22 protein-coding genes are annotated in these 25,384 nt (G+C 63.6%); 8 read left to right on the top strand and 14 right to left on the bottom strand.

Annotated features, from left to right (window positions below):
- Positions 1-114: 114 nt before the first annotated feature.
- From AC0L26_RS20525 to AC0L26_RS20505, 5 genes are read right to left on the bottom strand one after another with little or no spacing between them, the layout of a single operon-like run.
- Complete coding sequence (locus AC0L26_RS20525) at positions 115-1,164, bottom strand: extracellular solute-binding protein (protein WP_354491664.1); 1,050 nt, start codon at positions 1,162-1,164, stop codon at positions 115-117.
- Positions 1,165-1,218: 54 nt separating this feature from the next.
- Positions 1,219-3,198: a hydantoinase B/oxoprolinase family protein gene (locus AC0L26_RS20520; protein ID WP_473634216.1), complete on the bottom strand. Its 1,980-nt coding sequence runs from the start codon at positions 3,196-3,198 to the stop codon at positions 1,219-1,221.
- Complete coding sequence (locus tag AC0L26_RS20515; RefSeq protein WP_473634215.1) at positions 3,195-4,499, bottom strand: hydantoinase/oxoprolinase family protein; 1,305 nt, start codon at positions 4,497-4,499, stop codon at positions 3,195-3,197. Before AC0L26_RS20515 ends, AC0L26_RS20520 begins: the two co-directional genes overlap by 4 nt.
- Before the next feature lie 2 nt (positions 4,500-4,501).
- Positions 4,502-5,260: a hydantoinase/oxoprolinase N-terminal domain-containing protein gene (locus tag AC0L26_RS20510; protein ID WP_473634214.1), complete on the bottom strand. Its 759-nt coding sequence runs from the start codon at positions 5,258-5,260 to the stop codon at positions 4,502-4,504.
- Positions 5,261-5,267: 7 nt separating this feature from the next.
- Complete coding sequence (locus tag AC0L26_RS20505; protein WP_473634213.1) at positions 5,268-6,626, bottom strand: ABC transporter ATP-binding protein; 1,359 nt, start codon at positions 6,624-6,626, stop codon at positions 5,268-5,270.
- Here AC0L26_RS20505 and AC0L26_RS20500 point away from each other — a divergent pair.
- Positions 6,625-7,566 carry a LacI family DNA-binding transcriptional regulator gene (locus AC0L26_RS20500; protein WP_473634212.1) on the top strand — a complete coding sequence of 314 codons (942 nt, stop codon included), beginning with the start codon at positions 6,625-6,627 and terminating at the stop codon, positions 7,564-7,566. The genes AC0L26_RS20505 and AC0L26_RS20500 overlap by 2 nt on opposite strands.
- 150 nt (positions 7,567-7,716) lie before the next feature.
- On the opposite strand, the gene AC0L26_RS20495 is transcribed toward AC0L26_RS20500, so the two are convergent.
- From AC0L26_RS20495 to AC0L26_RS20470, 6 genes are read right to left on the bottom strand one after another with little or no spacing between them, the layout of a single operon-like run.
- The gene (locus AC0L26_RS20495) at positions 7,717-8,490 is read right to left on the bottom strand and encodes an SDR family NAD(P)-dependent oxidoreductase (protein WP_473634211.1); all 774 of its coding nucleotides are present in this window, start codon (positions 8,488-8,490) and stop codon (positions 7,717-7,719) included.
- A 9-nt stretch (positions 8,491-8,499) separates the two neighbouring features.
- Positions 8,500-9,834, bottom strand: a complete 1,335-nt coding sequence (locus tag AC0L26_RS20490; RefSeq protein ID WP_473634210.1) for a dihydroorotase — start codon at positions 9,832-9,834, stop codon at positions 8,500-8,502.
- Between the two features lie 22 nt (positions 9,835-9,856).
- The gene (locus AC0L26_RS20485) at positions 9,857-10,792 is read right to left on the bottom strand and encodes an allantoinase PuuE (protein WP_473634209.1); all 936 of its coding nucleotides are present in this window, start codon (positions 10,790-10,792) and stop codon (positions 9,857-9,859) included.
- 11 nt (positions 10,793-10,803) lie between these two features.
- Complete coding sequence (locus tag AC0L26_RS20480) at positions 10,804-11,823, bottom strand: NAD-dependent epimerase/dehydratase family protein (RefSeq protein WP_473634208.1); 1,020 nt, start codon at positions 11,821-11,823, stop codon at positions 10,804-10,806.
- 33 nt (positions 11,824-11,856) lie between these two features.
- Positions 11,857-12,624, bottom strand: a complete 768-nt coding sequence (locus tag AC0L26_RS20475) for an SDR family NAD(P)-dependent oxidoreductase (RefSeq protein WP_473634207.1) — start codon at positions 12,622-12,624, stop codon at positions 11,857-11,859.
- Positions 12,625-12,628: 4 nt separating this feature from the next.
- Positions 12,629-13,882: an MFS transporter gene (locus tag AC0L26_RS20470; RefSeq protein WP_473634206.1), complete on the bottom strand. Its 1,254-nt coding sequence runs from the start codon at positions 13,880-13,882 to the stop codon at positions 12,629-12,631.
- Between the two features lie 313 nt (positions 13,883-14,195).
- Here AC0L26_RS20470 and AC0L26_RS20465 point away from each other — a divergent pair, with 313 nt between their 5' ends.
- From AC0L26_RS20465 to AC0L26_RS20435, 7 genes are read left to right on the top strand one after another with little or no spacing between them, the layout of a single operon-like run.
- The gene (locus tag AC0L26_RS20465) at positions 14,196-14,546 is read left to right on the top strand and encodes a RidA family protein (protein ID WP_473634205.1); all 351 of its coding nucleotides are present in this window, start codon (positions 14,196-14,198) and stop codon (positions 14,544-14,546) included.
- Between the two features lie 26 nt (positions 14,547-14,572).
- Positions 14,573-16,003, top strand: a complete 1,431-nt coding sequence (hydA, locus tag AC0L26_RS20460) for a dihydropyrimidinase (protein WP_473634204.1) — start codon at positions 14,573-14,575, stop codon at positions 16,001-16,003.
- Positions 15,988-16,923 carry a nitrilase-related carbon-nitrogen hydrolase gene (locus AC0L26_RS20455; RefSeq protein WP_473634203.1) on the top strand — a complete coding sequence of 312 codons (936 nt, stop codon included), beginning with the start codon at positions 15,988-15,990 and terminating at the stop codon, positions 16,921-16,923. Before hydA ends, AC0L26_RS20455 begins: the two co-directional genes overlap by 16 nt.
- 33 nt (positions 16,924-16,956) lie before the next feature.
- Positions 16,957-18,255 (top strand): Coenzyme F420 hydrogenase/dehydrogenase, beta subunit C-terminal domain, encoded by a 1,299-nt coding sequence (locus tag AC0L26_RS20450; protein ID WP_473634201.1) that lies wholly within the window; start codon positions 16,957-16,959, stop codon positions 18,253-18,255.
- Complete coding sequence (locus tag AC0L26_RS20445) at positions 18,252-19,415, top strand: NAD(P)/FAD-dependent oxidoreductase (protein ID WP_473634200.1); 1,164 nt, start codon at positions 18,252-18,254, stop codon at positions 19,413-19,415. The genes AC0L26_RS20450 and AC0L26_RS20445 overlap by 4 nt, the downstream gene beginning before the upstream one ends.
- Positions 19,412-20,695 carry a hydantoinase/carbamoylase family amidase gene (locus tag AC0L26_RS20440; protein WP_473634199.1) on the top strand — a complete coding sequence of 428 codons (1,284 nt, stop codon included), beginning with the start codon at positions 19,412-19,414 and terminating at the stop codon, positions 20,693-20,695. The genes AC0L26_RS20445 and AC0L26_RS20440 overlap by 4 nt, the downstream gene beginning before the upstream one ends.
- Positions 20,692-21,357: a cysteine hydrolase family protein gene (locus AC0L26_RS20435; RefSeq protein WP_473634198.1), complete on the top strand. Its 666-nt coding sequence runs from the start codon at positions 20,692-20,694 to the stop codon at positions 21,355-21,357. Before AC0L26_RS20440 ends, AC0L26_RS20435 begins: the two co-directional genes overlap by 4 nt.
- Here AC0L26_RS20435 and AC0L26_RS20430 read toward each other — a convergent pair.
- The 3 genes from AC0L26_RS20430 to AC0L26_RS20420 are packed head-to-tail and all read right to left on the bottom strand — an operon-like array spanning position 21,342 to position 25,383.
- The gene (locus AC0L26_RS20430) at positions 21,342-22,811 is read right to left on the bottom strand and encodes an N-acyl-D-amino-acid deacylase family protein (protein WP_473634197.1); all 1,470 of its coding nucleotides are present in this window, start codon (positions 22,809-22,811) and stop codon (positions 21,342-21,344) included. The genes AC0L26_RS20435 and AC0L26_RS20430 overlap by 16 nt on opposite strands.
- 40 nt (positions 22,812-22,851) lie before the next feature.
- Complete coding sequence (locus AC0L26_RS20425; protein ID WP_473634196.1) at positions 22,852-24,393, bottom strand: trimethylamine methyltransferase family protein; 1,542 nt, start codon at positions 24,391-24,393, stop codon at positions 22,852-22,854.
- 21 nt (positions 24,394-24,414) lie between these two features.
- Positions 24,415-25,383 carry a D-2-hydroxyacid dehydrogenase gene (locus AC0L26_RS20420; protein WP_473634195.1) on the bottom strand — a complete coding sequence of 323 codons (969 nt, stop codon included), beginning with the start codon at positions 25,381-25,383 and terminating at the stop codon, positions 24,415-24,417.
- Position 25,384 lies beyond the last annotated feature (1 nt).

Raw genomic sequence — 25,384 nt, 5'->3', positions numbered from 1 at the left:
CCTCCGTGTGGCGGCTGGCTTGGGCGTGGGCCCGTCCGCCCGGTTTTTTTTTTTTTTTTTTTTGGGGGGGGGGGGGGGGGCCGCCCCCCCCCCCCCCCCCCCCCAGGGCGGTTGTTAGCGACCGATCTCGCGGTTCCAGCGATCGACCCACTCATTGCGGACCAGGGCAATCTGTTCGTAAGGGGGAAAGGCCGTCTTTTCCCACGGTGTCACGCGCGGCTTCAGCTTTTCGCTGTAGACCACGTCGGTATTGGTCACGCCGTAATTCATGATCTCTGCGAATTTGGTCTGGTTGGCGGCGTCCAGAACCTCGTTGATGTAAACCCAGGCGAGCGGGTTTGCGTTCTTGGGCTTCTGAACCGCGACACCGTTCAGAGAGCCGCCTTCTGTCGGATTGATAAAGTCGATCCAGGTCGCGCCGCTATCATAATGGTTCCAGGTGCGGCCGTCGAAATAGATGCCGAGTTCGGCCTCGCCGGACGACAGATGGTTGAAGAAATCGTTGGGCCCCGCCCAGAAGACGAGATTGTCCTTCATTTTCTCCATGGCTTTGAAGAATGGATCGACATTGTCGACGCCGCCGCCAAGTGCCTTTGCCATGGCCCAGATCAGCATGATGGGCGTGACCGCATAGCTGATCGAGGGGAGGGAGGCGACGAACTCGCCCGCGGCAACGCGATCGACAAATTCAGCAAAGGACTTCGGAGGGCTTTTGACGCGTTCCTTGTGGAATGTGATCCCGCCGACGCCGTAGTCGAAGAGCGTACCCTTGCCCATGATGGAATCGGTCAGTTGCTGCGGAATCTTGGCCAAATTGGGCAGATTGGCGACGGTAAAGTCATCGACAAGGTCGGCCTTCGCAGCGGTCAATGCCAGGTCCGGCGTCATGATCAGAACATCGAGCGGCGGCTTTGCCGGATTGGCCTCAACCTGGGCCAGCCATTGCGGCGGGCCGCCGAGCGAAACATTGGCCTTGGCCTTGCTCTTCGCTTCGAACGGCGCCACGAAGCAGGTTCGTACCGCTTCTTCCCACACGCCGCCAAATGCGGTGACCGTTATTTCGCTGGATTGCGCGTTCGCAAACCGCGGCATGCCGCCGGTCATCAGGCCGGCGCCGATCGCGGCGGCACCGCTAAGAAAATTGCGTCTTTTCAAAAGGATCATAGCAGTTCTCCAAAGGGGTTGGAACGAAGGGGCATGCAGGTGGTCTGGTAAGGTTCAGAGGTTCTGCGCGATCGCCTCCAGCTTTTCGCGTGCATTGGAGATGGCTTGTTCATTGGCGGCAGCGCGGGGGAAGGTCTCGGGCAGATCGGTCAACACGGCGTCGAAAATCTCGCGTCGGCGGCGTTGGCGCGCTGCACCCGGCAAGGCGATCAGCCTCTGGTTCAGCCGGTCCATGACGGGTGCTGTGAAGATGCTTTCCCAGCGTTCGCGCTCAGGACCTTGAGCATTCGATGCATTGCTGGGTGCAAGCGTCTGGCGCAGCGTTGCGGTTTCGGCTTCATCCACGGCGCCGTCGCGGATCACCACCCCGTAATCCGCAGCTGCGCCCTCGGGACTGATGAAACCGTTCTTGACGTCCTGGAGCACCGCTTCCAGGTCGCGACGGGCCGGGTCGCCCCAGCCACCGGCGCCCGGCGTCAAGAACGTCACAGTATCATCGGCGTTGAGATTCAGCACATCGATCTTGCCAAGGTGCCGCTCGCTGGGCTTGCCACGGTTGACGATCAGCGCGCCGGGAAGTCCTGGCTTGCCGCCATTCGATCCCCAGGGGCGGAACACCAGACGCTCCATGCCGCGCCCCAGCACATTGGAATCGTCGGTGAGGATACGAAAGGTCAGTTCCATGCCGCAGCCGCCACGCCATTGACCGGCGCCGCCGGAATCCGGACGCAGGGCGTATGTCTGGATATCAATGCCGAGTTCCGCCTCGACCGTCTCGACCGGATTGTTCGCCAGATTGGAAATCCCGCTGTCGCGGCAATCGACGCCGTCACTGCCGAAACGACCACCGGTACCGCCGATCATCGGCTCCACGACCTGAACACGTCGGCCGCCGCGGCCATCGGGTTCGGCCAGGACGACCGGTATCACCGTGCCGGACGATGCTGCCGGCATCACGTCCGGCAGGGCTTTGCCGAACGCACCGTTCAGAACGTCATTCACGCGGATCGCTGCCGCATGACGCACGCCCGTCGCCGCCGGCTCCTGCGGATTGACCAGGCTTCCCTCCGGCGCGGTAATGCGCACCGGATCGAGCAGCCCGACATTGAGCGGCGCCGTTGAATCGAGCGTGTTGACCAGCGCCAGAACGCGCAAGGTCAGCCAGGCATGCGGCCGGCCCCGGGAGGGGATGTTCATCGCAGTAGCGACCTGAGGATCGGTGCCGGTGAAATCGAGATGGACCTCGCCGTTTTCGAAGGTGGCAGCCAGCGCTATTCGCACTGGAATGCGCGTCGCGGCATCGTCGTCCAGATAGTCGGAAAAGGCGTATGTGCCGGCTGGTACACGCTTCAGAACGGTCCGGGCCTTCTCAGCCGCATAGGCGACCAGATCGATTGCCGCATTGGACACTGCCGCGACGCCATGCTGCGCGATGGTCTGCTCGAGACGACGGCGGCCGGCGGAAAGCGCTGCGAGCATGGCGCGGATGTCGCCCATATTGGCATCGGGCGTCCTGCTGTTGGCATCCAGGAACAGGCGCACTTCCGCTGTCATCTCGCCGCGCTTCATCAGCTTGACGGGCGGGATGCGCAGACCTTCCTGGAATATCTCGGTGTTGATCGGAGAGATGCTGGAAGGCACGCGGCCGCCGACATCCGAGCAATGGACGAAGCACCAGCCATAGGCGACTATCTTGCCGTCGTGAAAGTAAGGCTGGATCATGTGAAGGTCGGGAAGATGCGTCGCAAGCCCTTCCGACCGGTAGGGATCGTTGGTTAAAATGACGTCGCCCGGCTCCAGAGGACCGACAGCCGCGATCGTCGGGCCGCACTCGAGGCCGACGAAACCCGAAACCCCGATGGAGCGCGGATAGGCAAAGAAGCGCCCGTCGAGTCCCGCCAGCGCGCAGGCAAAATCAGCCGTTTCCTTGACATACAATGTGCGGCCGGTGCGCTGAAGCGTCAGGCACATTTCCTCGCTGACGGCAGCCAGCTTGTTGCCAAGGATGGCGAGCGTGATGGGATCGAGCTTCATGACGAATGTCTTTCCAGATGAAGATTACCAGTGGCATCCACCTTGGCTGCCCAGCCGGGAAGAAGCACCGTCGTGGTGTCGTCCTGCTCGATGATGGCCGGTCCCTGAATTGTGTCTCCGGCGCCGAAATCGCTCCGTGCGTAAACACCGGCTTCGATCCAGGCGCCTTTTCTGAACAGACGACGCTGCGCTTTCAGCTTGGGCGTGCCTGTACCGGCCGCGATGACCGGTTCGGAAATCTTCGAGGTGACGCCGACGACGGCAAGCCGCGCCGTTCCGAGTTCGATCTCGCTCTCCGTGTCGCGAAACCCGTAAATGCGCTCATGCTCGCGATGAAATGCCTCCGCCACGCAGAGTGCGTCTTTGCAGTCGTCGGCAATTTCCACCCGCAATTCATAAGCCTGTCCTGCGTAACGCATGTCGGCTGCACGTTCGTACCGGCGCTGTGTGCTCTGCTCGCCTTCCCGGTTCAGCCAGGCGCTACCCTCGGCCGAGAGCTCATCGAATACGCCCTGCAGCAACCCAGCGCTCCGCGCGTCGAGAGGCCAACGCAGGCTGCGCACGAAATCGCGCCGCAAATCCGCAGCGGCAGCGCCCAATGCGCAAAAGGTCCCCGCCGTCGGCGGAATGACGATACGTCCAATCCCCGTCTCCTCGGCCAGCAGGTTGGCATGGGTCGGCCCCGCACCGCCAAACGGGACGAGCGCGAACGTCGCCGGATCGAGACCGCGCGAGGCCAGCGTCTTGTAAAGCTCGGTCGCCATGCCCGCCGTCGTGACCGCCAATGCGCCTTCTGCCGCGCGCTGTGCGGCATCCTCCCCATCGAGGCCGATCCGTACCCCGACTTTGGCAAGCGCCGCAGCCGCCGCTTTCTCATCGAGCCGCATGCGGCCTCCGAGAAAGCCGCCCGGATCGATATAGCCTAGCGTAAGGTAGCAATCGGTCACTGCCGGTTCGGTGCCGCCTCTTCCATAGGAGACCGGCCCCGGCATAGCGCCTGCACTGCGTGGACCGACCTTCAGCACTCCGTAATCGTCGACCCACACGATCGAGCCGCCGCCTGCACCGATCGCCGAGACATCGACGACCGGAAGGACCAGCGGAAGCCCGCCGACATCGGTTCGGGTCGCAAGCTGCGCCGAACCGGCGCTTGCTACCGCGATATCCGAAGAGGTGCCGCCCATATCGAAAGTGATGATCGATTGAACGCCCGCGGTCTCGGCAAGGCGCGCCGCGGCCATCACGCCTGATGCCGGCCCAGACAGGATGGTTTCGACCGGCCGCTCTCCAGCCGAAGACAAGCTCAGCGAACCTCCGTTCGAGGCTTAACAAGGATGGGAGCGACGACGCCGTCGCGCTCGAGGCCGCTCTTCAATCCGCTGAAATAGCGGTGCATTAGCGGCTGGATATAGGCATTCAGGCAGGCGACCAAGGTCCGTTCATATTCACGGATCTCGGGCCAGATCGCCGCAGCGGAGCTGATTGCAAGGCCGCCGGCTTTCGCCGATAGGCGGGAAGCAAGATCAATCTCTACCGCCGGCTTCGTATATCCATTGATGAGCATCAGGGCGGCGGCATCAACCCCGAGCGCCTTGATCTTTGCCGCGACGCGATCGAGTTCCGCGTCGTCCGGCGTCATGGTCATTTCGCCGCTCGCGGAGAGACGCGCATTGATTTCGACAATCCGGAAGCGTGGCACCAGCGGCTCTTCCTTGCTGCCGTGGAAATCGAACGACGACGGCATCCGGCTTCGGGCGATCTCAAGGATGTCACGAAATCCGCGGCTGACCACAAGCGCGATCGTGGCGCCGCGCCGCTGGATGATCGCGTTCAGCCCGATTGTCGTGCCATGCATGATGGTCGCGATGTCGCTCGACCGCAGACCTGCCTTGTCGAGCAGGGACTGCAGCCCTTCAATCAGAGCCCGCGACGGTTCGTCGGGTGTCGAAGGTTCCTTATAGTGCGTGAGACTTCCGTTGCGCGGATCGGAAAGCACGAAATCCGTGAATGTGCCACCGACATCGATGCCGATGCGCGCGCCGGCATTTTCCGTATTTGTCATTCCAACATTACTCCGGCCGTACGATGACGGCATCTTCAGGCGCCCAGCCGAGCGTCGTTACTTCACCAAGTCGAAACGAAACCGACCCCAAAGGCCCATCCGCCTGCCTGTAGACGAAGAGCTCGCGTCTCAAGGACGGAACGTCGACCTGATAGGCAGCGTAGTTGCCGCGGAAGACGGCGCCCGTGATCCGCGCCTCGAATTGCGGGCCGTTCACCGGTATCGCCCCGAGTGTCATGCGCTCTGGACGTATTGAAACCATGAGAGCCGAACCGGGTTCCTGCGGACGATCGAGAAGAACATCGACCGGCGCTAAACGACCAGGCAGCATCAATGCCGAGCCGCCCGGCGCCACCGTGCCTTCGAAAATATTCGAAGCCCCGAGAAATTCCGCGACGAACCGCGTTTGCGGCCGATCATAGACCTCGGTCGGAGTCCCGGTCTGCAGGATGCGGCCGTTGCTCATGACGGCCACCCGATCCGACATGGAGAGCGCTTCCTCCTGATCATGGGTGACGAGCAAGGTCGTGATGCCGAGACGCTGCTGCATTGCGCGGATTTCGAACTGCATGCTCTCGCGCAGCGATTTGTCCAGAGCGCCGAGCGGCTCGTCCAGCAACAGCACTTTGGGATTGACCACGAGCGAACGGGCCAGCGCCACGCGCTGCTGCTGGCCGCCGGAAAGCTGTGAAGGATACATGTCGCCGCGCGACTGCAATTGGATCAGGTCCAGCATTTCCGCGACGCGGCGGTCCCTTTCGGCAGCGCCGACTTTTGCCATGCGCAAGCCAAAACCGATATTCTCAGCAACAGTGCGGTGCGGAAACAGACTGTAGTTCTGAAAGACCATCCCGAGATTGCGACGATGGGGCGGCAAATGAGTAATGTCCGTTGCGCCGATCTTGATCGAACCCACATCGGGCCGTTCGAAACCTGCGACCATGCGCAACGTCGTTGTCTTGCCGCAACCGGAAGGACCCAGAAGGGCCACGAGGTGTCCCCCTTCGATCTCCAGGTCTAGATCGCGGACGGCCAGCGCCTTTCCATACGACTTGGAAACGCCGGCAAGTTGCAGGTCCGCTGCCTTTTCCAGCCCAGAACTCATGCTGCGCAGTGGCCCCGGCCCAGGATTTTTGCCTGCAAGATTTCCGTCAAAGGCCTGTTCCCATTTGCATTTTGTAGCGCTACAATTCATGGAAAGCCAAAACGAGTCAACAGGTATGGCTTTTTTGCTTCCTTTAAAGGGACAGGATGGTTTGTCGTCACCCAGCCCGAACAGCAAACGGTAATTTATGACCAAGCGACGCGAGCAGGTCAGTCTGGTCACCATGCACTCGATTGCCAGTGCCGCGGGCGTCTCGCCCATGACTGTTTCGAACACCTTCCGCTACCCGGAGCGCGTTCAGGACGAGACACGTCAGCGGGTCATGCGGATCGCTGCTGAACTTGGCTATGTGCCCAATCATGCAGCCGGAAATCTCGCATCGGGACAAAGCCGCGTCATCGGTGCGATCATACCTTCGATCAAGAACTCGAGCTTCTACAAATATGTCCGTGGCATGCAAGATACGGCTGCCGAGCATGGCTACGAACTCGTGTTGAAACTGGCCGATACGATTTGCCACGAGCGCGCAGCCATTCAAACGTTCATCGGGCTGCGCGTTGCCGGCATTGCCCTAGTCGGCAATGAGCACGAGCCGGCAGCCATAGATATTCTCCAAAAGACAGCGCTCCCCGTGGTGGAATCCTGGGTTCTGGGAAATCCTATCGACATGGCCGTTGGCTATTCCACCACTGCGGCGACCGAGGCGATCCTCGACGTGCTCCTTTCTCAAGGATACCGCAATATCGGCTTCATCGGGTACGAGCGTGCTGCGTCTCACCGGTTCACAGAGCGACTGCCGATCTTCAGGTCTGTTCTTGCGCAAGCCGGTTTGTCATCTGATCTGGTTCATCTGGCGGATGAAGCGGACGGTTTCGGTGCAGGCCCGAAGGCGCTCGAAGAGCTTTGCCGTATCGGTCCTCGGATCGATGCCGTCATCTGCCCGACGGACATCGTGGCGGCGGGTGTGCTGTTCGAATGCGGACGGCGCGGATGGAAGGTCCCAGACCGGATCGCCGTAGCCGGTTGGGGTGACTATGAAATCGCATCCGAAATCACCCCCGGCCTCACTACGGTCCAGCCCAATGCCTACGAAATGGGGCAGCAATCCGTTACAATGATCGTGGAACGCGCCAGGGGTAATCGAAATCAAGGTCGGGTCGTCGATACCGGCTTCCAGATCATCGAACGCGCGAGCACTTAGAACGGGCGCAGCGGCCTCATTGCGGCAGCTGTCGTTTCGTGGAGGCATGGGGGCCGCTGGCCTCTTCGAGGTTTTCTAAACCCTCTTGATCGACGGCGCCGCCCCACCGCGACTGCACGCGCACTACCGGAACCCCGACGACCTCGTCCCTCAGCCCGCCATCCAGCCGCCGTCCACCATCAGATTGATGCCGGTGACGTAACTTGCCATGTCGCTGGCGAGGAACAACGCGGCTCCCGCTACGTCATTCGGGGTGCCGAGCCGCGGCCAAGGCGTCCGGTGGCGTGAATAGTCGAGCGCGTCGGGATCGTTGGCCACGCCCGGCTTGCCGGTGATGATCTTGCCAGGTGCAATGGCGTTGCAGACGATCAGATCGGCGGCGTGGTCGACCGCGATCTGCCGCGTCATCTGCACGATGCCGCCCTTGCTCACCGAATAGGGAAAATCACCCGGGCAGGCGACCATGCCGTGCTGGGAGGAGATGTTGATGATGCGGCCACGCACCTCGTTGACCGGGGGCTGGGCGATCATCTGCATGACGGCGCGTTTGGAGCAGTAGAAGAACCCTGTCAGGTTGATTCCGATCACTCGGCTCCATTGCTCGGGCGTTGTCTGCAGCAGGTTGGTGCTGGTGTAGACGGCCGCATTGTTGACCATTACGTCGAGTCGCCCGAACCGGGCGACGGTCGCGCCGACTAGTGCATCGACAGCATTCCAGTCCGAAATGTCGGTTGCGATATACGTGGCCGCCCCACCGGTCGACGCGATCAGAGCGACCGTGCTCCGGCCACCCTCGATCGGCGCTTCGACAGTGTCGGCGATAATCACGGCGGCGCCTTCCGCCGCAAAGCTGAGAGCGATCGCGCGGCCGATGCCGGAGCTTCCTCCGGTGACGATCGCGACCTTGTCCTTGAGCAGGGGCATGCGGTTCCTTCAGCTTTCCCGACGAACGGGCTTTCCTCGCCCGGGACCGATCAACAGTTGATCGCGCACGATCTCCTGGCCGCGCAGAAAGACGTTGGTCAGTCGCGCTTTCACGGTCCAGCCGTCGAAGGGCGTATAGCCCGCGCGCGATACCTGCCCGGCATTGGTGATGACGCTGGATTTGCGCGGGTCGACGATCAGCATGTCGGCATCGTAGCCGGGAGCGATTTGCCCCTTGCGCCGGCCAAGCCCGAAGCGCTCCGCCGGATTGCGTGCGCACATGCGCACGACATCGGGAAGTTCGACAACCCTTTCATCGACGAGTTTCAGCATGGCCTGAAGCAGTGTCTGCAATCCCGGCATGCCACCTGGAATGTCGGCGAAACCTGTATAGTTGGCAGCCTTTTCGGCCGGCGCATGCGGCGCGTGGTCAGTGGCGACGATGTCGATCAGCCCGGTCTTTAGCGCAGCGCGCAGTGCATCGACGTCCCGCCGTGATCGCAACGGCGGCGAGCCCTTCAGATTGGCGCCGTGCGTTGCGTAGTCGTCGGCGCTGAAGAACAAATTCTGCGGCGTTGTCTCGACGCTGGCGTCCGCCATGTCGCGCAGTCGCTTCCAGACCTTTACGCCCAATTCGGAGTTGATCTGCCGGACATGGATACGGGCGTTGGTGGAGGCAGCCGCAAGGATGGCCCGCGCGATGCCGCCGGCTTCCGCCAGGGGCGGCCGGCTGTCGAGAAACGCCGCGACGGTTCCCGCCTGGTTGCGTTCGTTGCTTGAGGTCAGGATCGACTGATCGCCCGGCGAAATGCCGATCAGCGTGTCGGCCCCGGCGAAATTCTTCAGAGCCGAGGAAACAGCGTCGAATGTCGGGAACAGAAAGGTCTCGGGCACATCGGCGGTGAACAGCTCGAACGAGGCCGGCGCCAGATCGAGCAGGCCAGCGATGAGCGACAGGTCGCGGCTGACCACCGCCTGGAAGCCGACATCGACATGGATGCGGCCTTCGGCCATTGCCATCTTGTCGGCAAGCTCATCGGCTCTGGTCGTCCACGGCTCGTCGGTTGGCATGTCGAGCACCGTCGTCACGCCGCCAAGTGCTGCGGCATGCGTGCCGGAGGAAAAGTCTTCCTTGTGGGTCAGGCCCGGCTCGCGCAGATGCGAATGCGCGTCGACCAAGCCGGGCAGCAGGAAGCAGCCGGAAGCGTCCAGCACCGTCTCGGCCACCGCCGTTTCGCCGGGCGCGACGAGTGCCGCGATCCGGCCGCCGGCGATGCCGACGTCGCGCCGCTCGAGCCTGTCGGCGTTCACCACAGTGGCTCCCCTGATCAGCGTCTCGAACATGCCGCCACTCTTCTTGCTTCCGTTACTCGCGCCGCTCGAAGCGGTCGTGGTTCTCCAGCCAGAAACGCGCGATGTCTTCGCGCCGCATGAAAGCGGCGGCCGGTTTCGTCCTCACGTGCTCGATCACCTCGCGCAGCCCGGATGCCCGGTTGGGCTGGCCCATCCACCGCGCATGGATGCCGATCGTCAGCATGCGGCCGCCGGTCTCGTCCACCTCGTCGAGCATGTAGTCGATGGCCGCGCGGCAGTCCTCGGCGAAGTCGCGCGGATTGCTGTAACCCGGCGCCACCAGATAGCGGCTGTCGTTGAGCGTCTTGGAATAGGGCACGACCAGAACCTTCGTACCTTGATGGTCGAGGAAGTAGGGCAGGTCGTCGTTGCAGGGATCGGAATGGTAGAGGAAGCCGCCCTCCCGCACCAGCAGGTCGCGCGTGTTCACGCTGGGAAACGAGCGGCAGTTCCAGCCGGCCGGGCGCTTGCCCGTCAGCTTTTCGTAGAGGGCGACCGCCTCATGCAATTGGCGCTCTTCCTCGCTGCGTTCCATCGTCGCGTAGTCGACCCAGCGCAGGCCATGACCGAGCAGATCGTGGCCACGAGCATTCATCCATTCGACGACGGCCGGATTGCGTTCCAGCGCGACGGCGCAGGCGGAGATGGTGATCGGAATCCGATAATGGTCGAATAGCCGCGCCAGCCGCCACACGCCGGCGCGGCTGCCATATTCGAAATGGGTCTCGGTGCCGAGGTCGCGCACCGGCGGACTGTTCGGGATGTTGTATTCGCCCCAATTGTCGTTGCGGCCATCCTCCAGCCACGAATATTCCGACCCTTCCTCGTAGTTGAGCACGAGGTTGATGGCGAGTTTGACCCCGCCTGGCCACGTTATGAAAGGCGGACGCGGGCCGTAGCCGACGAAGTCGCGCGGCTGCTGTGGCGCGGGCGGCAAATCGGTCGGCATCGGCTTGCTCCTCAAGAATCCGCGTTGGCGGCGATCCAGTCCATGTATTCGTGGAAGGCCTGCTTGCCCGGCGTAGGCCGCCAGTCTGTGTCCCGCTCGATGCGGGCAATGTCATAGACGCCCCACATGCCCGTTTTCAGCGCCGGATTCATAACGATGTTCGCCGTCTCCGCCGCGCTGACTTCGACCTTCAGGCCGGGAGTGCGCTCGGCGGCCCAGGCGATGAAGTCGCCGACCGTCGTCGTCGTGCCGCTGCCGATATTGTAGTGTCGGTAGCGCAGGCTATCCGCATCGAGCAGGGCCATGATGGCGCGGGCAACGTCGCTCGACAGCACATAGTCGCCGAGCGGCTCCAGACTGTTTGGCCGGATCGTCTCGCCGGCAAGCGCCATATGCGCGATCCGGTTTGGAAGATGACGGACGTTCCGGCTGGCGGTCACCCGGTCCATCGGGCCGTAAACCGACGACAGCCGGACCGAGATGGCGGACAGACCGAACAGGTCGGCGTAACGGTTGGTGACCATTTCAGCCGCAAATTTCGAGATGCCGTAAAGCGTCAGCGGCGCCACGTAACCCTCTTCGGGCAGCGGTTCCCCGCTCCAGTCAGGCCCGTTATGACGGTAGACCGAACCCGAGCTGACATAGATGAAGCGCCTGATCTCAGGCCGGTTGCGTGCCCATTCCAGCATGCGCACCGTGCCCATAAGGTTGACGTCGACGATCGTGTCGGGGTTCTCGGCCTCGGGTTGTTGTTTCGGGTCGCTTGGACGCGAATTGGGCGTGACGGTCGCGCCGTGGACGATGGCGCCGATGTCGTGTCGTTCAAGCGCGGCCGCCCAGCTGGAAGGATCGGTGATGTCGCCAAGGATGACCGTGAGACGGTCGCGCACGGGCGCGAAGAATGCCTCGGCGGTCGCATCTAGTGCCGATTTGTCCAGAATCACGGCGCGGGCTTGCGGATCGCGGTCCAGCCATTCGCGTGCCACTACGCTCATGACAAAGCCGGTGCCGCCGGTGACGAGCAATGTCATATGACCTCCTGTATCGGTCCGAGGATTTCAAATTCAGCGCGTCGCATAGCCGCCGTCCACGAGCATATCGGTGCCGGTCACGAATGACGCATCCGACGACAGCAGGAAAGCCGCTGCCGCCGCGATCTCCTCCGGCCTGGCGATCCTGCCGAGCAAATGGGCGGACCCAAGGCCGGCATCGGCAGCATCAAGATCAGGCCACCGGTGAAGCAGCCGCGCCGTCGCCACCGCGCCCGGCGACAGGCTGTTGACGCGCACCTTGTCGGCCGCATGGTCGACCGCCATCGCCTTGGCGAGATGGATGAGCCCTGCCTTGGCGGCGCAGTAGGCGACCGCCTTGGCCGTGGCGACGCGTCCGAACTGCGACCCGATCAGCACCACCGAACCGCCGCCGCTTGCTGCGATCAGCGGCACCGCGAACTTGCTCATCAGGAACGCCCCCGTCAGGCTGACATCGATCTCGCGCCGCCACGAGCTCTCGTCGAGATCGGCGACAGTGCCGTCCTTCGATGGCGCGGCAGCATTGTGCACCAGGCCATCGAGCCGGCCGAAGCGTTCCCTGGCGATTTCGACGACGCTCCTGGCGGAGCTGCTTTCGGTCACGTCGCAGCCGCATGCGATCGCCAAAAGGCCGAGCCCTTCGGCGAGTTCGTTCGCCGCCCCGGCATCGTGGTCTGCGCAGACGACCCTGGCGCCTTCCGCAACGCAGCGCCGGGCAATGGCCGCGCCGATGCCGCTCGCCGCACCGGCGATCAGAATGACCGTGCCTTGCAGGCGGTTCACCGCGGGATTGCTCGTCATGGCGTCAAACCTGTTCCTCGACCGTTTGCACCGCCGGTCTCGCGACCGGCCGCCGCAGAAGATTGTAGCAGGCGGCAAGCGTGACCAGCACCGCGCCGCCCCCGAGCAGCAGGAACATGGCCGGCGGCCCGATATGGTCCATCAATCCGGCAGCGACGCCCGGCGTCGCCACATTGCCGATCGAGTAGAGCAGGAGGAGCGTGCCGGACGCCGCGACCATATACCGGCCGGGAAGTTGCGAGGCGCCGAATGCCATGGCGACCGGATAGATCGTCAGCGCCGTGGCGCCGTAGGAGAAGAACAGCACGAATAGCAGCACTTGCGAGGAATTGCCGACCCAGGCGATCATGGCGCAAAAGGTGCCGGAGAGAATGCCCTGCACCAGGAGCATCAAACGCCTGTCAACCCTGTCTGACAGCCAGCCCACCGGCGTTTGCGCGAGCATTCCGGCGATGCTGACGGTGGTCACCAGCCAGACGGTTGCCGCAGCCGACAACCCAATCTGCGTACCGTAGATCGGTGTCAGCACGAATATGTTCATGTTGGTAATGCCGGCCTGGAAAATGGCCACTACCGTCACCGGCGCCAATCGGAAGAGTGTCAAGGGGCCGAGAGGCTTCACAGGTTTTGAGCCTGGCGGATGGTCCGGGTCGGCAACGGCCGAGGGCAGTGCCGGCCAGCGCTTGCCGAGGGCTTTGGGAATGAGCGCCAGCAGGGTGATCACCGCCGCGACCGAGAACAGATGCGGCGACTGCGGCCCTACCAGCGCGACCAGTACTTGCCCCAACAACACGGCGATCGCCGTCGTCAGCATGTAGATCGAGAACATCGCGCCGCGATTATGTTGCTCGGCATAAAGATTGATCCAACTTTCGCAGACAACGAATATCGATGCCATCGACAGGCCGCCGAGTAGCCGGAAGCAGAACCAGCTGGGCACGAAATCGGTAAGGACGAATCCCGAGGCCGACAGCAGCGCCAGGACCAGGATCAGCACGAATGTTCGCTCATGGCCGTAGCGCGCAACCAGCGGCCGCGTGACGAGGCATCCGATCAGAAAGCCGACCGGATAGGCGGTCAGCACAATCTGGACGACGTCGGGGGCGATGCCGGGTTTGCCGAGGGTGAGCGACACGGCGGTCATCAGCATGGCGCTGCCTGTGCAAGCAAGGCAGATGCTGACCATGATCGACAGCAGCGCGCGTGAGCGCTCCGCGTTTCGCCAGACGTGGATCGCGTATCGGGCGAGCGAACTCATAGGGCGGCTATCAGCCGAGTCCGACGCAAGTCGGCGATCGGAAACGAGCCTTCCCGACGGCCGGCGCGGTGCTATTATACATTGCGGCGGTTCCCCTCGCGGCGCCGTTGGCTCACGGCTGCTCGTTCCCAGCAAAAGCTACACGTCGCCTAGGCGACGACAAGCGAAGATTGACATGGCTATGGCCCTAATTTTTTTGGCCATACTTCCTAAGGAAAGCGGCATCTCCACGTCTGTCAGGCTTTACAGTGGTTTTGTGTACTCCCTACCATAGCCAATCCGCCGAACCCGAAATCCAGCCAAGGGCAAACGCATGACGATTGAACGCCTTGAGAACGGCCAACGCTTCTGCCGCGCACTAAGCTACAACGGTACGGTCTATCTGGCTGGCATGACCGCGGATGATCTGTCCGGCGACACCGCCGCGCAGACGCGCGAGATTCTTGCCAAGATCGACACCTATCTGGCCAAAGCCGGAAGTGACAAGACCAGGCTGCTCAGTGCCCAGATCTGGCTGCGGGACATTGCCGATTTCGACATGATGAATACGGCATGGGACGCTTGGATCGACCGCAGTGCGATGCCGGTACGAGCGACGGTGGAGGCACGCCTTGCCGGGGACCAGTATCGGGTTGAGATCATGGTGACGGCGGCTGTCACCTAGACGCTACAGGTGGGCGGGCAAAGCGAATGCATGATCTGGTGATCAAAGGCGGGCGCGTTGCGCTCGACGACGGGTGGGCCGAATGCGACGTCGGCATCGATGGCGGCCGTATCGCCGCCATCGGCAATGGCTTGTCCGGCAAGACGCTTCTGGATGGCGGCGGCCGCTGGGTCATGCCGGGAGGCATCGACGCCCACTGCCATCTCGATCAGCCGGTCTGGGGCGGGGCAGGCAATGCCGACGACTTCGAGTCCGGCACCATATCGGCGGCTTTCGGTGGAACGACATGCATCATCCCGTTCGGCATGCCGGGTCCGGACATGACGACGATCGATGCCGTGGACCGTGCGCTCGATCGCGCTGCGGGACGCGCGGTAATCGACTACGGACTGCATGCCGTAGTGACCATGGGCACGGGCTCCGATGTCGAGGGTCAGCTGCTTCGACTGGCTGGGCGAGGCATCGCTTCGGTCAAGCTGTTCATGACCTATCAGGGCTTCGCGGTCGACGATGATCTCTTCTTCAGGATCCTCGACACGGCGCGCGGCCTCGGCTGGATCGTCATGGTCCATGCCGAGAACGACGCCGCCATCCGGCGCACGCGCCAGCGCCTGATCGATCTCGGCCGCACCGACATCCGCTATCACGTCGTTGCCCATAGCGAGACCATGGAGCGTGAGGCAACGCACCGCGCCCTCGCCTTCGCGGAAATGACCGGCGCGCGCATGACCATCGTCCACGTCTCCTCCTGGCAATCGGCCGAAGAGGTGGAGCGGGCGCGGGCGCGGGGGGTGGACGCCATCGCCGAGACCTGCCCGCAATATCTGTTCATCGGCTCCGCCGATCTCGACCGCCCCGCCATGGACGCCGCGCGCTTTGTCTTTTCGCCGCCGCCACGTTCGCCGCGCAGCCAACAGCATCTATGGCAGGCATTGATCGATGGCGGCATCGATCAATGGTCGTCCGACCATTCTCCCTATTGGTTCGCCGACAAGATCGGCGGCTCCGAGACGCCTGGCTTCAACACCACGCTGAGCGGTATTCCCGGCATCGAGACTCGTCTGCCCCTGCTGTTCTCGGAAGGGCTTTTGACCGGCCGCCTGACGCTTGGCCGCTATCTGGATCTCACCTCACGCAATGCCGCATCGGTCTATGGGCTTGCGGATCGCAAGGGCCGCATCGCCGTTGGGCTGGATGCCGACCTGGCCTTGTGGGATCCCGCGGCGCGATGGACGCTCGGGCACGCTGCCTTGCATTCCCGCGTCGACTTCACGCCCTATGAGGGCCGGACCGTGACTGGCAAGCCGACCACCGTCCTGGTGCGCGGCGAGCCGGTGATCGCCGAAGGCGTGCTTCAGGCAACGCCAGGGTTCGGGCGCTTCGTGCCGCGAACCGCCGCCGACCCCTCCCATTCCAGAAAACCCGTCGAGGACACGACCCCATGGCTAGATGCCTGACCATCGCGGTTTGCCAGACCGGGCCTATCCAACGCAGCGCTTCGCGTGCCGAGACGGTCGACCGCCTCGTCCACTTGCTGGAGCGTGCGGCCGCCGGCGGGGCGGAGATCGCGGTGTTCCCCGAGATGGCATTGACGACCTTCTTTCCACGCTGGCGTATCGACGATCCGGCCGAGATCGAGTCCTTCTTCGAGCGCTCGATGCCGGGACCGGAAACGCAGCGGCTGCATGACTGCGCCGCTCGCCTCAAGATCGGCTTCGCACTCGGCTATTCCGAACTTCTGCACGAGGACGGCCGGACGCGCCGTTTCAACACCATGGACCTTGTCGGACCGGATGGCGCCTTCGTCGGCCGTTATCGCAAGATGCATGTGCCGGGCTCGAGCGAACCGGAAGAGGGCACGACCACCCATCTGGAGCGCCGATACTTCGAGCCGGGCAATCTCGGCTTTCCGGTTTTCGACTATCGCGGCGTCCGCATTGGCATGGCGATCTGCAACGACCGCCGCTGGCCGGAAACCTACCGCATGCTGTGCCTGAACGGCGCCGAGGTGGCCCTGATCGGCTACAACACACCGCTGCTGCTCGACGAGGCGCCGGCGCTGGCGCATTTGCGCATGTTCCACAACCATCTGCCCATGCAGGCCGGCGCCTACCAGAACACGCTGTGGGTCGCGGCAGCTGCCAAGGCCGGTCTCGAAGACGGTCAGGCGCTGATCGGCGGGTCCTGCATCATCGCGCCCACCGGTGAGATCGCCGCGCAGGCGCTTTCGCTCGGCGACGAGGTCATTGTCCATCGCGCCGATCTCGATCTCATCGCGACCTGCCGGAAGGTGAATTTCGACTTCGCGCTCTATCGCCGGCCGGATCAATATCGTCTCATCTGCGAGGCCGCCGCGACATCCCGTTCGGATGTCTGACATGGGCCGCGACCGATCCTTTGGGCGTGCGGCATGACACCATCCGCGGCCGATTCACTATTCCTCGATGAAATCGTCGAGAACGGGCTTTGCATCGGCTGTGGGCTCTGCCGCTCGGTCGCCGGCCCGGATGCGATCGAGATGATCATGACGCCGGAGGGGCGTATCCGTCCGGTCGCCCGCAAGGCGCTAAGCCACTCGACCCTGACGGGGATCAACGCGGTTTGCCCGGGAACCCGTATCGCCGGCCCGGATCCGGCGCAGGCAAGCAAAGCCGCGTTAACGGACACGGTCTGGGGGCCCGCCGAGCGGCTGGTCCTCGGCCATGCCGCCGACCCGCGGGTGCGGTTTGAAGCGTCGAGCGGCGGAGTGTTGACGGCGCTTGGTCAATTCCTGCTCGGCTCCGGCCGCGTCAAGTTCGTCCTGCACGTGGGGGCTTCCCGCTCGGCTCCGATGCGCAGCGAGCAACGCCTGAGCTTCGATGCGGCCTCGGTTCTGCGAGCTGCAGGGTCGCGCTACGGCCCGGTCGCACCGCTGGCTGACTTCCGCGAGATCCTCGATCGCGGCGAGCCCTTTGCGCTGATCGCCAAGCCCTGCGACATATCAGCGGTACGAAATCTGGCGCGGCTCGATCCGCGCGTCGACGATCTCATGCGCTATGCCCTGGCATTCGTCTGCGGAGGAGCCTCGGATCTTTCGAAATCCGAACAGGTGTTGCAGCGTCTCGGGTTAAGCGAGGATGAGCTCTCCCTCTTCAGGTATCGAGGCCATGGCAATCCCGGGCTCAACCGGATCGAGGCCAGGGATGGACGCACCTTCCACCTGACCTACCGGCAGATGTGGGAAGATGAGGACAAATGGATGATTCAGCCGCGCTGCAAGATCTGCCCGGATGCGATCGGTCAGGTGGCCGATATCGTCGCCTCGGATGCCTGGCTGAACGGCGGGCCGGCGGTCGACGACGAAGCCCTCAACGGCATCGTCGTTCGCACCCGGCGTGGGCTCGAGCTGTTTGAAGCGGCCGTCGCCGCCGGGGTGCTGGCGATCAAACGCGAGACCAGCTTTGCCGAACTCAGCGAGCTGCAATCGCATCAGCTGCGCAAGCGCCGCGCCGTCTGGGCGCGGCTGAAAGGCATGGCGATAGCTGGCAAACCGGTGCCTGCCGTCACCGGCCTGGCACTGCGCGACTGTGCCTTGCAGAATTCTTTGGCCGACAATCTCGCCGAAGGGCGCGGGGCTCGCGATCGCGCAAGGCGCGGTCGTCTGGGCGAACCGCCTCCTGTGTCGCGGAGCCAGGCCGGCGCAGTCATATCCAGGGACGAGTGTTTATGAGTACCGCCGAGGAAACCGAAGTGATCATCATTGGCGGCGGCATTGCCGGCGCCGGCGCCGCCTTCGCGATCAGCCGGTCGGCCAAGCTGGTGCTGCTCGAACGGGAAAGCCAATGCGGGTATCACACCACCGGCCGGTCGGCGGCAAGCTTCACCGAAAACTACGGCAACGGCATTATTCGCAGGCTGGTTTTGGCAAGTCGCGCATTCCTTACCGAACCGCCGGCCGGTTTCTCGGAATATCCGCTTCTCAGCAAGCGCGGCATGATCACGGTCGCGCGTGCCGACCAGCTCCATCTGTTGGATCAGGAACTGGAGACAGCGCGGGCGCTGGTCCCGTCGATTGTCGCGATGACGCCCGCCGAGGCGGTTGCACGCGTGCCGGTGCTGCGTCCGGACTATCTCGCCGGCGCTTACATCGAGCCGCATTCGATGGATATCGACGTCAACGGCCTGCACCAGGGATACTTGCGCGGCGCCCGCGCACGCGGCGCCCGCATCGTCACCGATGCCGGGGTCCAGGCAATCGACCGGCAAGGCGGCCTATGGCGGGTCCAGACGCGGGCAGGCACGTTCCTTGGGCGGCGGATCGTCAATGCTGCCGGAGCCTGGGGCGACGAGATCGCTGTGATGGCCGGCGTGCGCCCGATTGGCCTCCAGCCCAAGCGCCGCACCGCCTTCAACATTCCGGCGCCCGCCGGCGTGGACATCCAGCACTGGCCGCTGGTCAATGATGTCGGCGCCGAATTTTATTTCAAGCCGGATGCCGGCCAACTGCTGGTCTCGCCGGCCGACGCGACGCCGTCGGCGCCGATGGATGCCTATCCCGAGGACCTCGATGTCGCGATCGGTGCCGAGCGGCTCGGGCAGGCGACGACGATCGAGGTGCATCGCGTGTCGCGTTCATGGGCAGGGCTCAGGACCTTCGTCGCGGACGGATCGCCGGTCGTCGGACCCGATGACGAGATGCAGGATTTCGTCTGGCTGGTGGGTCAGGGCGGCTACGGCATCAAAACGTCGCCCGCGCTGTCGCGCATCTGCGCCAGTCTGATCGCAGGTGGCGGCCTTCCGGACGACGTCGCGAGGCAAGGAGTGACACTGGCGGATCTGACGCCGCAACGGCTGCGGGGTAAAAGCCCCGAGCAAGGTTCCGCATCATGACCGGCGATGGCCTGACGGCGGGCGGAAGGCTGGCCGGGCGCGTGCTGGAAAGGCTGGCGGAGGCCACAACCGATCCGCCGGGCATATCCCGCGTGGCCTACGGTCCGGGCGAGCGCCTTGCCCACGCAATAATCCGCGAAGAAGCCGAAAAGCTTGGCGCGGCGGCACGCGTCGATGCCGCCGGCAACCTCTACCTGACGCTCGCCGGCCGCAACCCGGACCTGTCTCCGATCGTCGTCGCCTCACACCTGGACAGCGTGCCTCATGGCGGCAATTTCGATGGTGCTGCCGGCGTCGTGGCCGGGCTGGGTGTCATGGCCGAACTGGTCGGGCAAGATATGCGGCTTTCGCGCGATCTTATTCTGCTGGCGACGCGTGCCGAGGAAGCGGTCTGGTTTCCCTTGTCTTATCCTGGCAGCCTAGCGGCACTGGGCCTGCTGGAACCGGAATCGCTCGAAGCCAGGCGGTCCGACAGCGGCCGGACCCTTGCCGAGCATATGCGCGAGGAGGGGTTCGATCCCGATGCGGTGCGGCGTGGTGTGCCAGGAATTGATGCCAGCCGTACCGCCGCTTTCATCGAGGTGCATATCGAGCAAGGACCGCGCCTGGTTGCCGCCGACGTGCCGCTCGGCATCGTCACCGGTATCGCTGGGGGCTTTCGCTATGTCAGTGCGTCTTGCATCGGAAGCTATGCTCATTCGGGCGCCGAGCCGCGCTTCGCCCGGCATGACAGCGTTCTGGGCTTCGCCGATCTGGTCGCCGGTCTCGAAGCCGAATGGGACGCGCTCGAGCGCGAGGGGCATGAGGCCACCATCACGTTTGGGCGGGTCCAGTCGGATCCGAGCCAGCATGGCGGCAGCCGCGTGCTGGGCGAACTCGGCTTTACCCTGGACGTACGCAGCGCGGATGCCGCCGTGCTGGAGCGGATCGAAGCACGGCTGCACGCACTCTTCGCAGAAACCGGTGCCAAGCGTGGCGTGATTTTCGAGCCCGGACCTCGCTTCGCCTGGGAACCGGCCACCATGTCCTCAGCACTGATCGCCGGGCTGGACCGCGCGGCCAGCGACTTGCAGATGAAGGTGCCACACATGCCGAGCGGCGCTGGGCATGACGCCGCCGCCTTTGCCGGCGCGAAGGTGCCCAGCGTGATGATCTTCGTGCGCAACCGCAACGGCAGCCACAATCCGCACGAAAGCATGGAGATCGCAGATCTCGATCGGGCGATCCGGCTGCTTTTCCATTTCATCGCTGGTTTCGACGATCCCCGGGAGCATCCATGAATCTAGCTGCATCGGCACTGCTCGTCATCGACCTGCAGAACGAATACCGCCCCGGCGCCGCTTGGCCGGTCATCGGCTACGACACGATCCTCGAAAATGCCGCTTCCTTGATCGAAACGGCCCGCGCGGCAGGCATGCCGGTGATCCACGCCCAAGCCTGGGTGAAGCCGGAGGAACGAAAGACCTATACCCGGCAAGAGGAGATCCTGACCGAGGAATTCCGCTCGGCCGTGGCGGGCAGCCATGATGCCGAGATCTGTGCCGAGGTGGCTCCGCTGCCCGGCGATATCGTCATCCACAAGCACTGGCCGAGTGTCTTTCGCCGTACCGATCTTGCGCAACGGCTTGCCGCGCTCGGCATCGAGAACCTGATGGTTGCCGGTGTGCTGACCGACAGCTGCGTGACCGAAAGCGTCTTCGATGCGGTTTATCAGGGGTTTCGGGTCTGGCTGGTCAAGGATGCCTGCGGCAGCATGAGCGAGGCCATGCATCGCACTGGCATGCTCGACATGGCCAATCGGCTGTATGGCGGGGGTATCTTGCGCATGCCCGAGGCATTGAAGGCTCTCGCCGGCCAGTCCTTTGATAGCTGGCGCTGCACACGGCCGGTGGAATTCGCTTATACGTTTGAAACCGTCGACCGGCTCTACGAGGCGCTGTGATGCGCGCCGACAGTCGCTGAACCGGCCGGCCTCACGACCGTGCCCGGAAGCGCTCCAGTCGAATGGCCGTCGCGCCAGACCGATATGCCGTTGACCAGCACGTGCTCGATACCGGCAGCGGGCTGGCGCGGCTCCTCGAAGGTCGCGCGATCGATGACCATATCCGCGTCGAAGACGACGAGATCGGCGAAGTTGCCTTCCACCAATACCCCCCGTTGCTGGATTCCGAACTCACGCGCTGGCAGGCCCGTCATCCGGAAGACGGCCTCCTCGAGACTGAACAGCCCGACATCGCGGGCATAGTGGCCAAGCACGCGCGGAAAGGTGCCCCACAGGCGCGGATGCGGGTGAATGTCATGCGGCAAGCCGTCCGAGCCGATCATGGTACGTGGGTGGACTATGATGTTGCGGACGTCCGCCTCGTCGAGCTGGAAATAAACGGCGCCTGCCGGCAGCAGTCTTTCGCCGGCGGCGCGTTCGCTGCAGTCCCATTCGCGCGCGATGTCGCTTAGCTCACGTCTTGCCATTTCGGGATGCGGATCGGACCAGGTGATGAGGATCTTCAACCCGGTGTCGCAGCGCTCCAGACGCAACACGGTCGAACTCGCCGCATAGGGATAGACATCCATGCCGATGTCCATCGTTTCTCGGGCGCGGTCGACCCGCGCCAGCGAGGGCCGGCTTTTGCCGAAATTGGCGTGGCCGGTGCATTGGTGATGCGAGATAACCAGTTTGCCACCGGCATGACAGGCGATGTCGATGGCTTCCTCGATCGCCTCGTCCATCGTCTCGAAATAATTTCGCGTATGGGTGACATAAGGCCCGCCGAGGCTTGCCGCCGTCGCGGCCAGCGCCTTGACCTCCGCGGTTGAGGAATTGACCGCCGGCGGATAATCGAGGCCGGTGCTCAGACCGAAGGCACCCTCGGCCATGGCCTGCGCCACGACGTCCTGCATCAGCGCCGTTTCTGTTGCATTGGCAGCGCGGTCGGTCACCGGCATGATGCGCTGTCGCAGGGTCGTGTGGCCGACGAGCAAGGCCGCATTTGTGGCGATGCCGCGCTGTCTGAGTTCGGCGACGTAGTCGGCGAAGCGGTCGAAGCGAAAATTCTCTTGGCCGCCGACCAGCGTGAAGGGTGGTGGCGGCGTCTTGTCGAGCAGCAGGGGCGCCAGGCTCACGCCGCAATTGCCGGCGATCACCGTAGTCACGCCCTGGCTGATCTTCGGGTCCATGCCGTGCGGTGCCAGCAGCGCCCCGTCATCATGGGTGTGAACGTCGATGAACCCCGGCGCCACGATCTTGCCCGAGGCATCGATCTCCTCGGCGCCGCGCGTGTCACCCAGCCTGCCGATGGCGGCGATCCTGTTGCCGGCAATAGCGAGATCAGCGTCGAAACGCTTTGAACCATCGCCTGAGATCAACGTCGCGTTGCGCAGCACGAGATCATAACGCATCCCCGGTATCCCCCTTCGGTGGTGACGTCAGGCTTTCACCTTAAGTGTCTGGATCAGCAGCAATTTCTTCGCGGCGACGCGCGACATAGGCGTCGAGCTCTTCCCTGATCGCGGCATCCATCACCGGCTCCTCGTAATCGCGCAACGCCTGTTGCCAGAGTTCCGTCGCGCGTTCGAGCGCGTCCTTGCCGCCGGCTTCCTGCCAGCTGCCATGATTCTGCCAGTTGGAAAGCATCGGCTGGTAGAAGGCGGTGGTGTATCTCGACATGGTGTGTTCGGCGCCGAAGAAGTGGCCGCCGGCCGGCACCGACTTGATAGCCTCAAAACCCAGATCGTCCTCCTGGAACGGCAGGGGGCGCAGAAACTCCATCATGTTCTGCAGGATCTCGACATCGAGGACGAGCTTCTCATAGGAGGCCGTCAGCCCACCCTCCAGCCAGCCTGCCGCATGGTAGATCAGATTCGCGCCGCCCAGCACGGCGCCCCACGTCGCCATTTCCGTTTCGTAGGCGGCCTGCAGGTCGACCACGTTGGACGCATTGGCATTGGAGGTGCGATAGGGAAGATTATAGCGCCGCGCCAATTGTCCGGCGACGATGTTTGCCTTGGCATTTTCCGGGGTGCCGAATGCCGGCGCGCCGGATTTCATGTCGACGTTGGATGTGAAGGCACCGTACATGACGGGCGTGCCCGGATTGACAAGCTGGGTGAGCACGATGCCGAACAGGGCTTCGGCATTCTGCTGGCAGAGTGCGGCGGCGAGCGTCACCGGCGTCATCGCTCCCATCAGTGTGAAGGGGGTGACCGTTACGGGTTGCCCGTGCTCGGCCATCGCGATCAGGCCTTCGGCCATGGCGTCGTCGAACAGGCGCGGCGAATTGATCGATATGATCGTAGTCACCCCCGGCGAGGCGCGCATTTCCTCGACGCTGATGCCGCGCGTGATTGCCATCATGTTGATGCCGTCCATCGCTCTTGCGCGGCCGATCGCGGTGCAGTGGAAGCTGAGATCGCTCAGCGTCAGGTTGGCATAGTAGGTGTCAAGGTGGCGTGAATTGGCCGGCAGCTCCATTGGCGCCACCACCTGGTTGCCGATGATGTGAATGGCGTTGAAGTGATGCGCGAGCCGAATGAAATTCTGGTAGTCCGGCAGGTTTCCCTGACGACGGCCATTGATCCTGTCATGGACGTTGGGAGGACCGGCCACCAGGCCGAAAACCAGCGAATTGCCGCCGAGGCGAACCTGCTTTGCCGGGTTTCGGCTGGTCAGCGTGAAGGATGACGGAACCGCCCGCAGCGCTTCGGCCACCAGGCTTTCGTCGATCCTTATGGTGCTGTTCTCGCGATCGACAATGGCGCCCGCCTTCGCAAACAGGTCCATCACCTTTTCGCTCATGACGCGGATGCCGAGCTCCGAGAGGATACGCATCGAGGTGTCGTGAAGTCTCTCCATCCGCTCCTCGTCCAGAAGCTGCATGGGGGGGTAGGGGTTCTCAACATGTTGCCAGGGCAGCTGCGAGATGCCGCCACCGCCGCGTTCCATCCTCGATCTGCGGCCGCCGCCGCGCCTGTCCTGTGTCATGAGATCGCATTCCCTTCCGGCTTAGTAGCCGCGCTCCGGATTGACCACGTTGTTGAGCGGCTCGCCGCTGCGGTAGCGCGCCAGATTGTCCGCAAACATCTCAACCGATTTGACGTCCCAACCCTCGTAGACCGCCGCGCAGTGCGGGGTGACGATGACACTGTCATAGCCCCACAGAGGATGATCTGCCGGCAGCGGCTCGGTCGTGAAGACATCAAGCGCTGCCCCTTTGAGCCGGTTGCCATCGAGCGCTGCCAGGAGTGCGGCTTCCTCGATCACGCCGCCGCGCGAGATATCGACAAGGACGGCGGACGGCTTCATCGCGGAGAAGGCTGCATGATCGAGCAGCCCGCGTGTACTGGACAGCAAGGGAACGCAACACACGATGAAGTCGGCACGTCCAAGTAGTGCGTGAAGGGCATCCGGGCCGTGCACCTCGTCCAGGTAAGCCATGGCTTTGGGACGCGCGCGTATGCCAAGCGTGTTCATGCCCATTGCATGGGCGCGGCGTGCGACCGCCGTGCCCGTCTTGCCAAGGCCGATGATGAGAACCGTCTTTCCCTCGATCGGTTCGACGCGGCCTCCTGTCCAACTGCGCGCCTGCTGACGACGCGCAAAGCCGCGCAGGTCCAGCGAGAAGGAAAGCATCGCGCCGAGTGCATATTCGGCGAGCATGCCGGCTGCCACGCCCGCTGCATTGGTCACCATAAGTCGCTTCGGATCCCAGTATCCCAGATGGTCCGTGCCGGAGCCGCCGACCGACACCCATTTCACGGTCCGGCTTTCGACCAGTGCCTGGCGGGGGAACCGTGGCGTTCCGTCGAAGCGGACGGAGTAGACGACCTCGGCGGCCGTGCGCTCGATCAGGTCGGGAAGGGCGGCATAGGTTTCGCAACTGCTGACGGCTAGGTCCGGATGGGTCTCCTTCATCACCGCCAGCGCCGATGCCGGTCGGTCGGTGTGCAGGATGACGGAGGGGTGAGTGGACATG

It is taken from the genome of Mesorhizobium sp. WSM4823, assembly GCF_055811195.1.
Note: the sequence above shows the minus strand (reverse complement) of the source record. Positions and strands in the feature narration are given on the sequence as shown.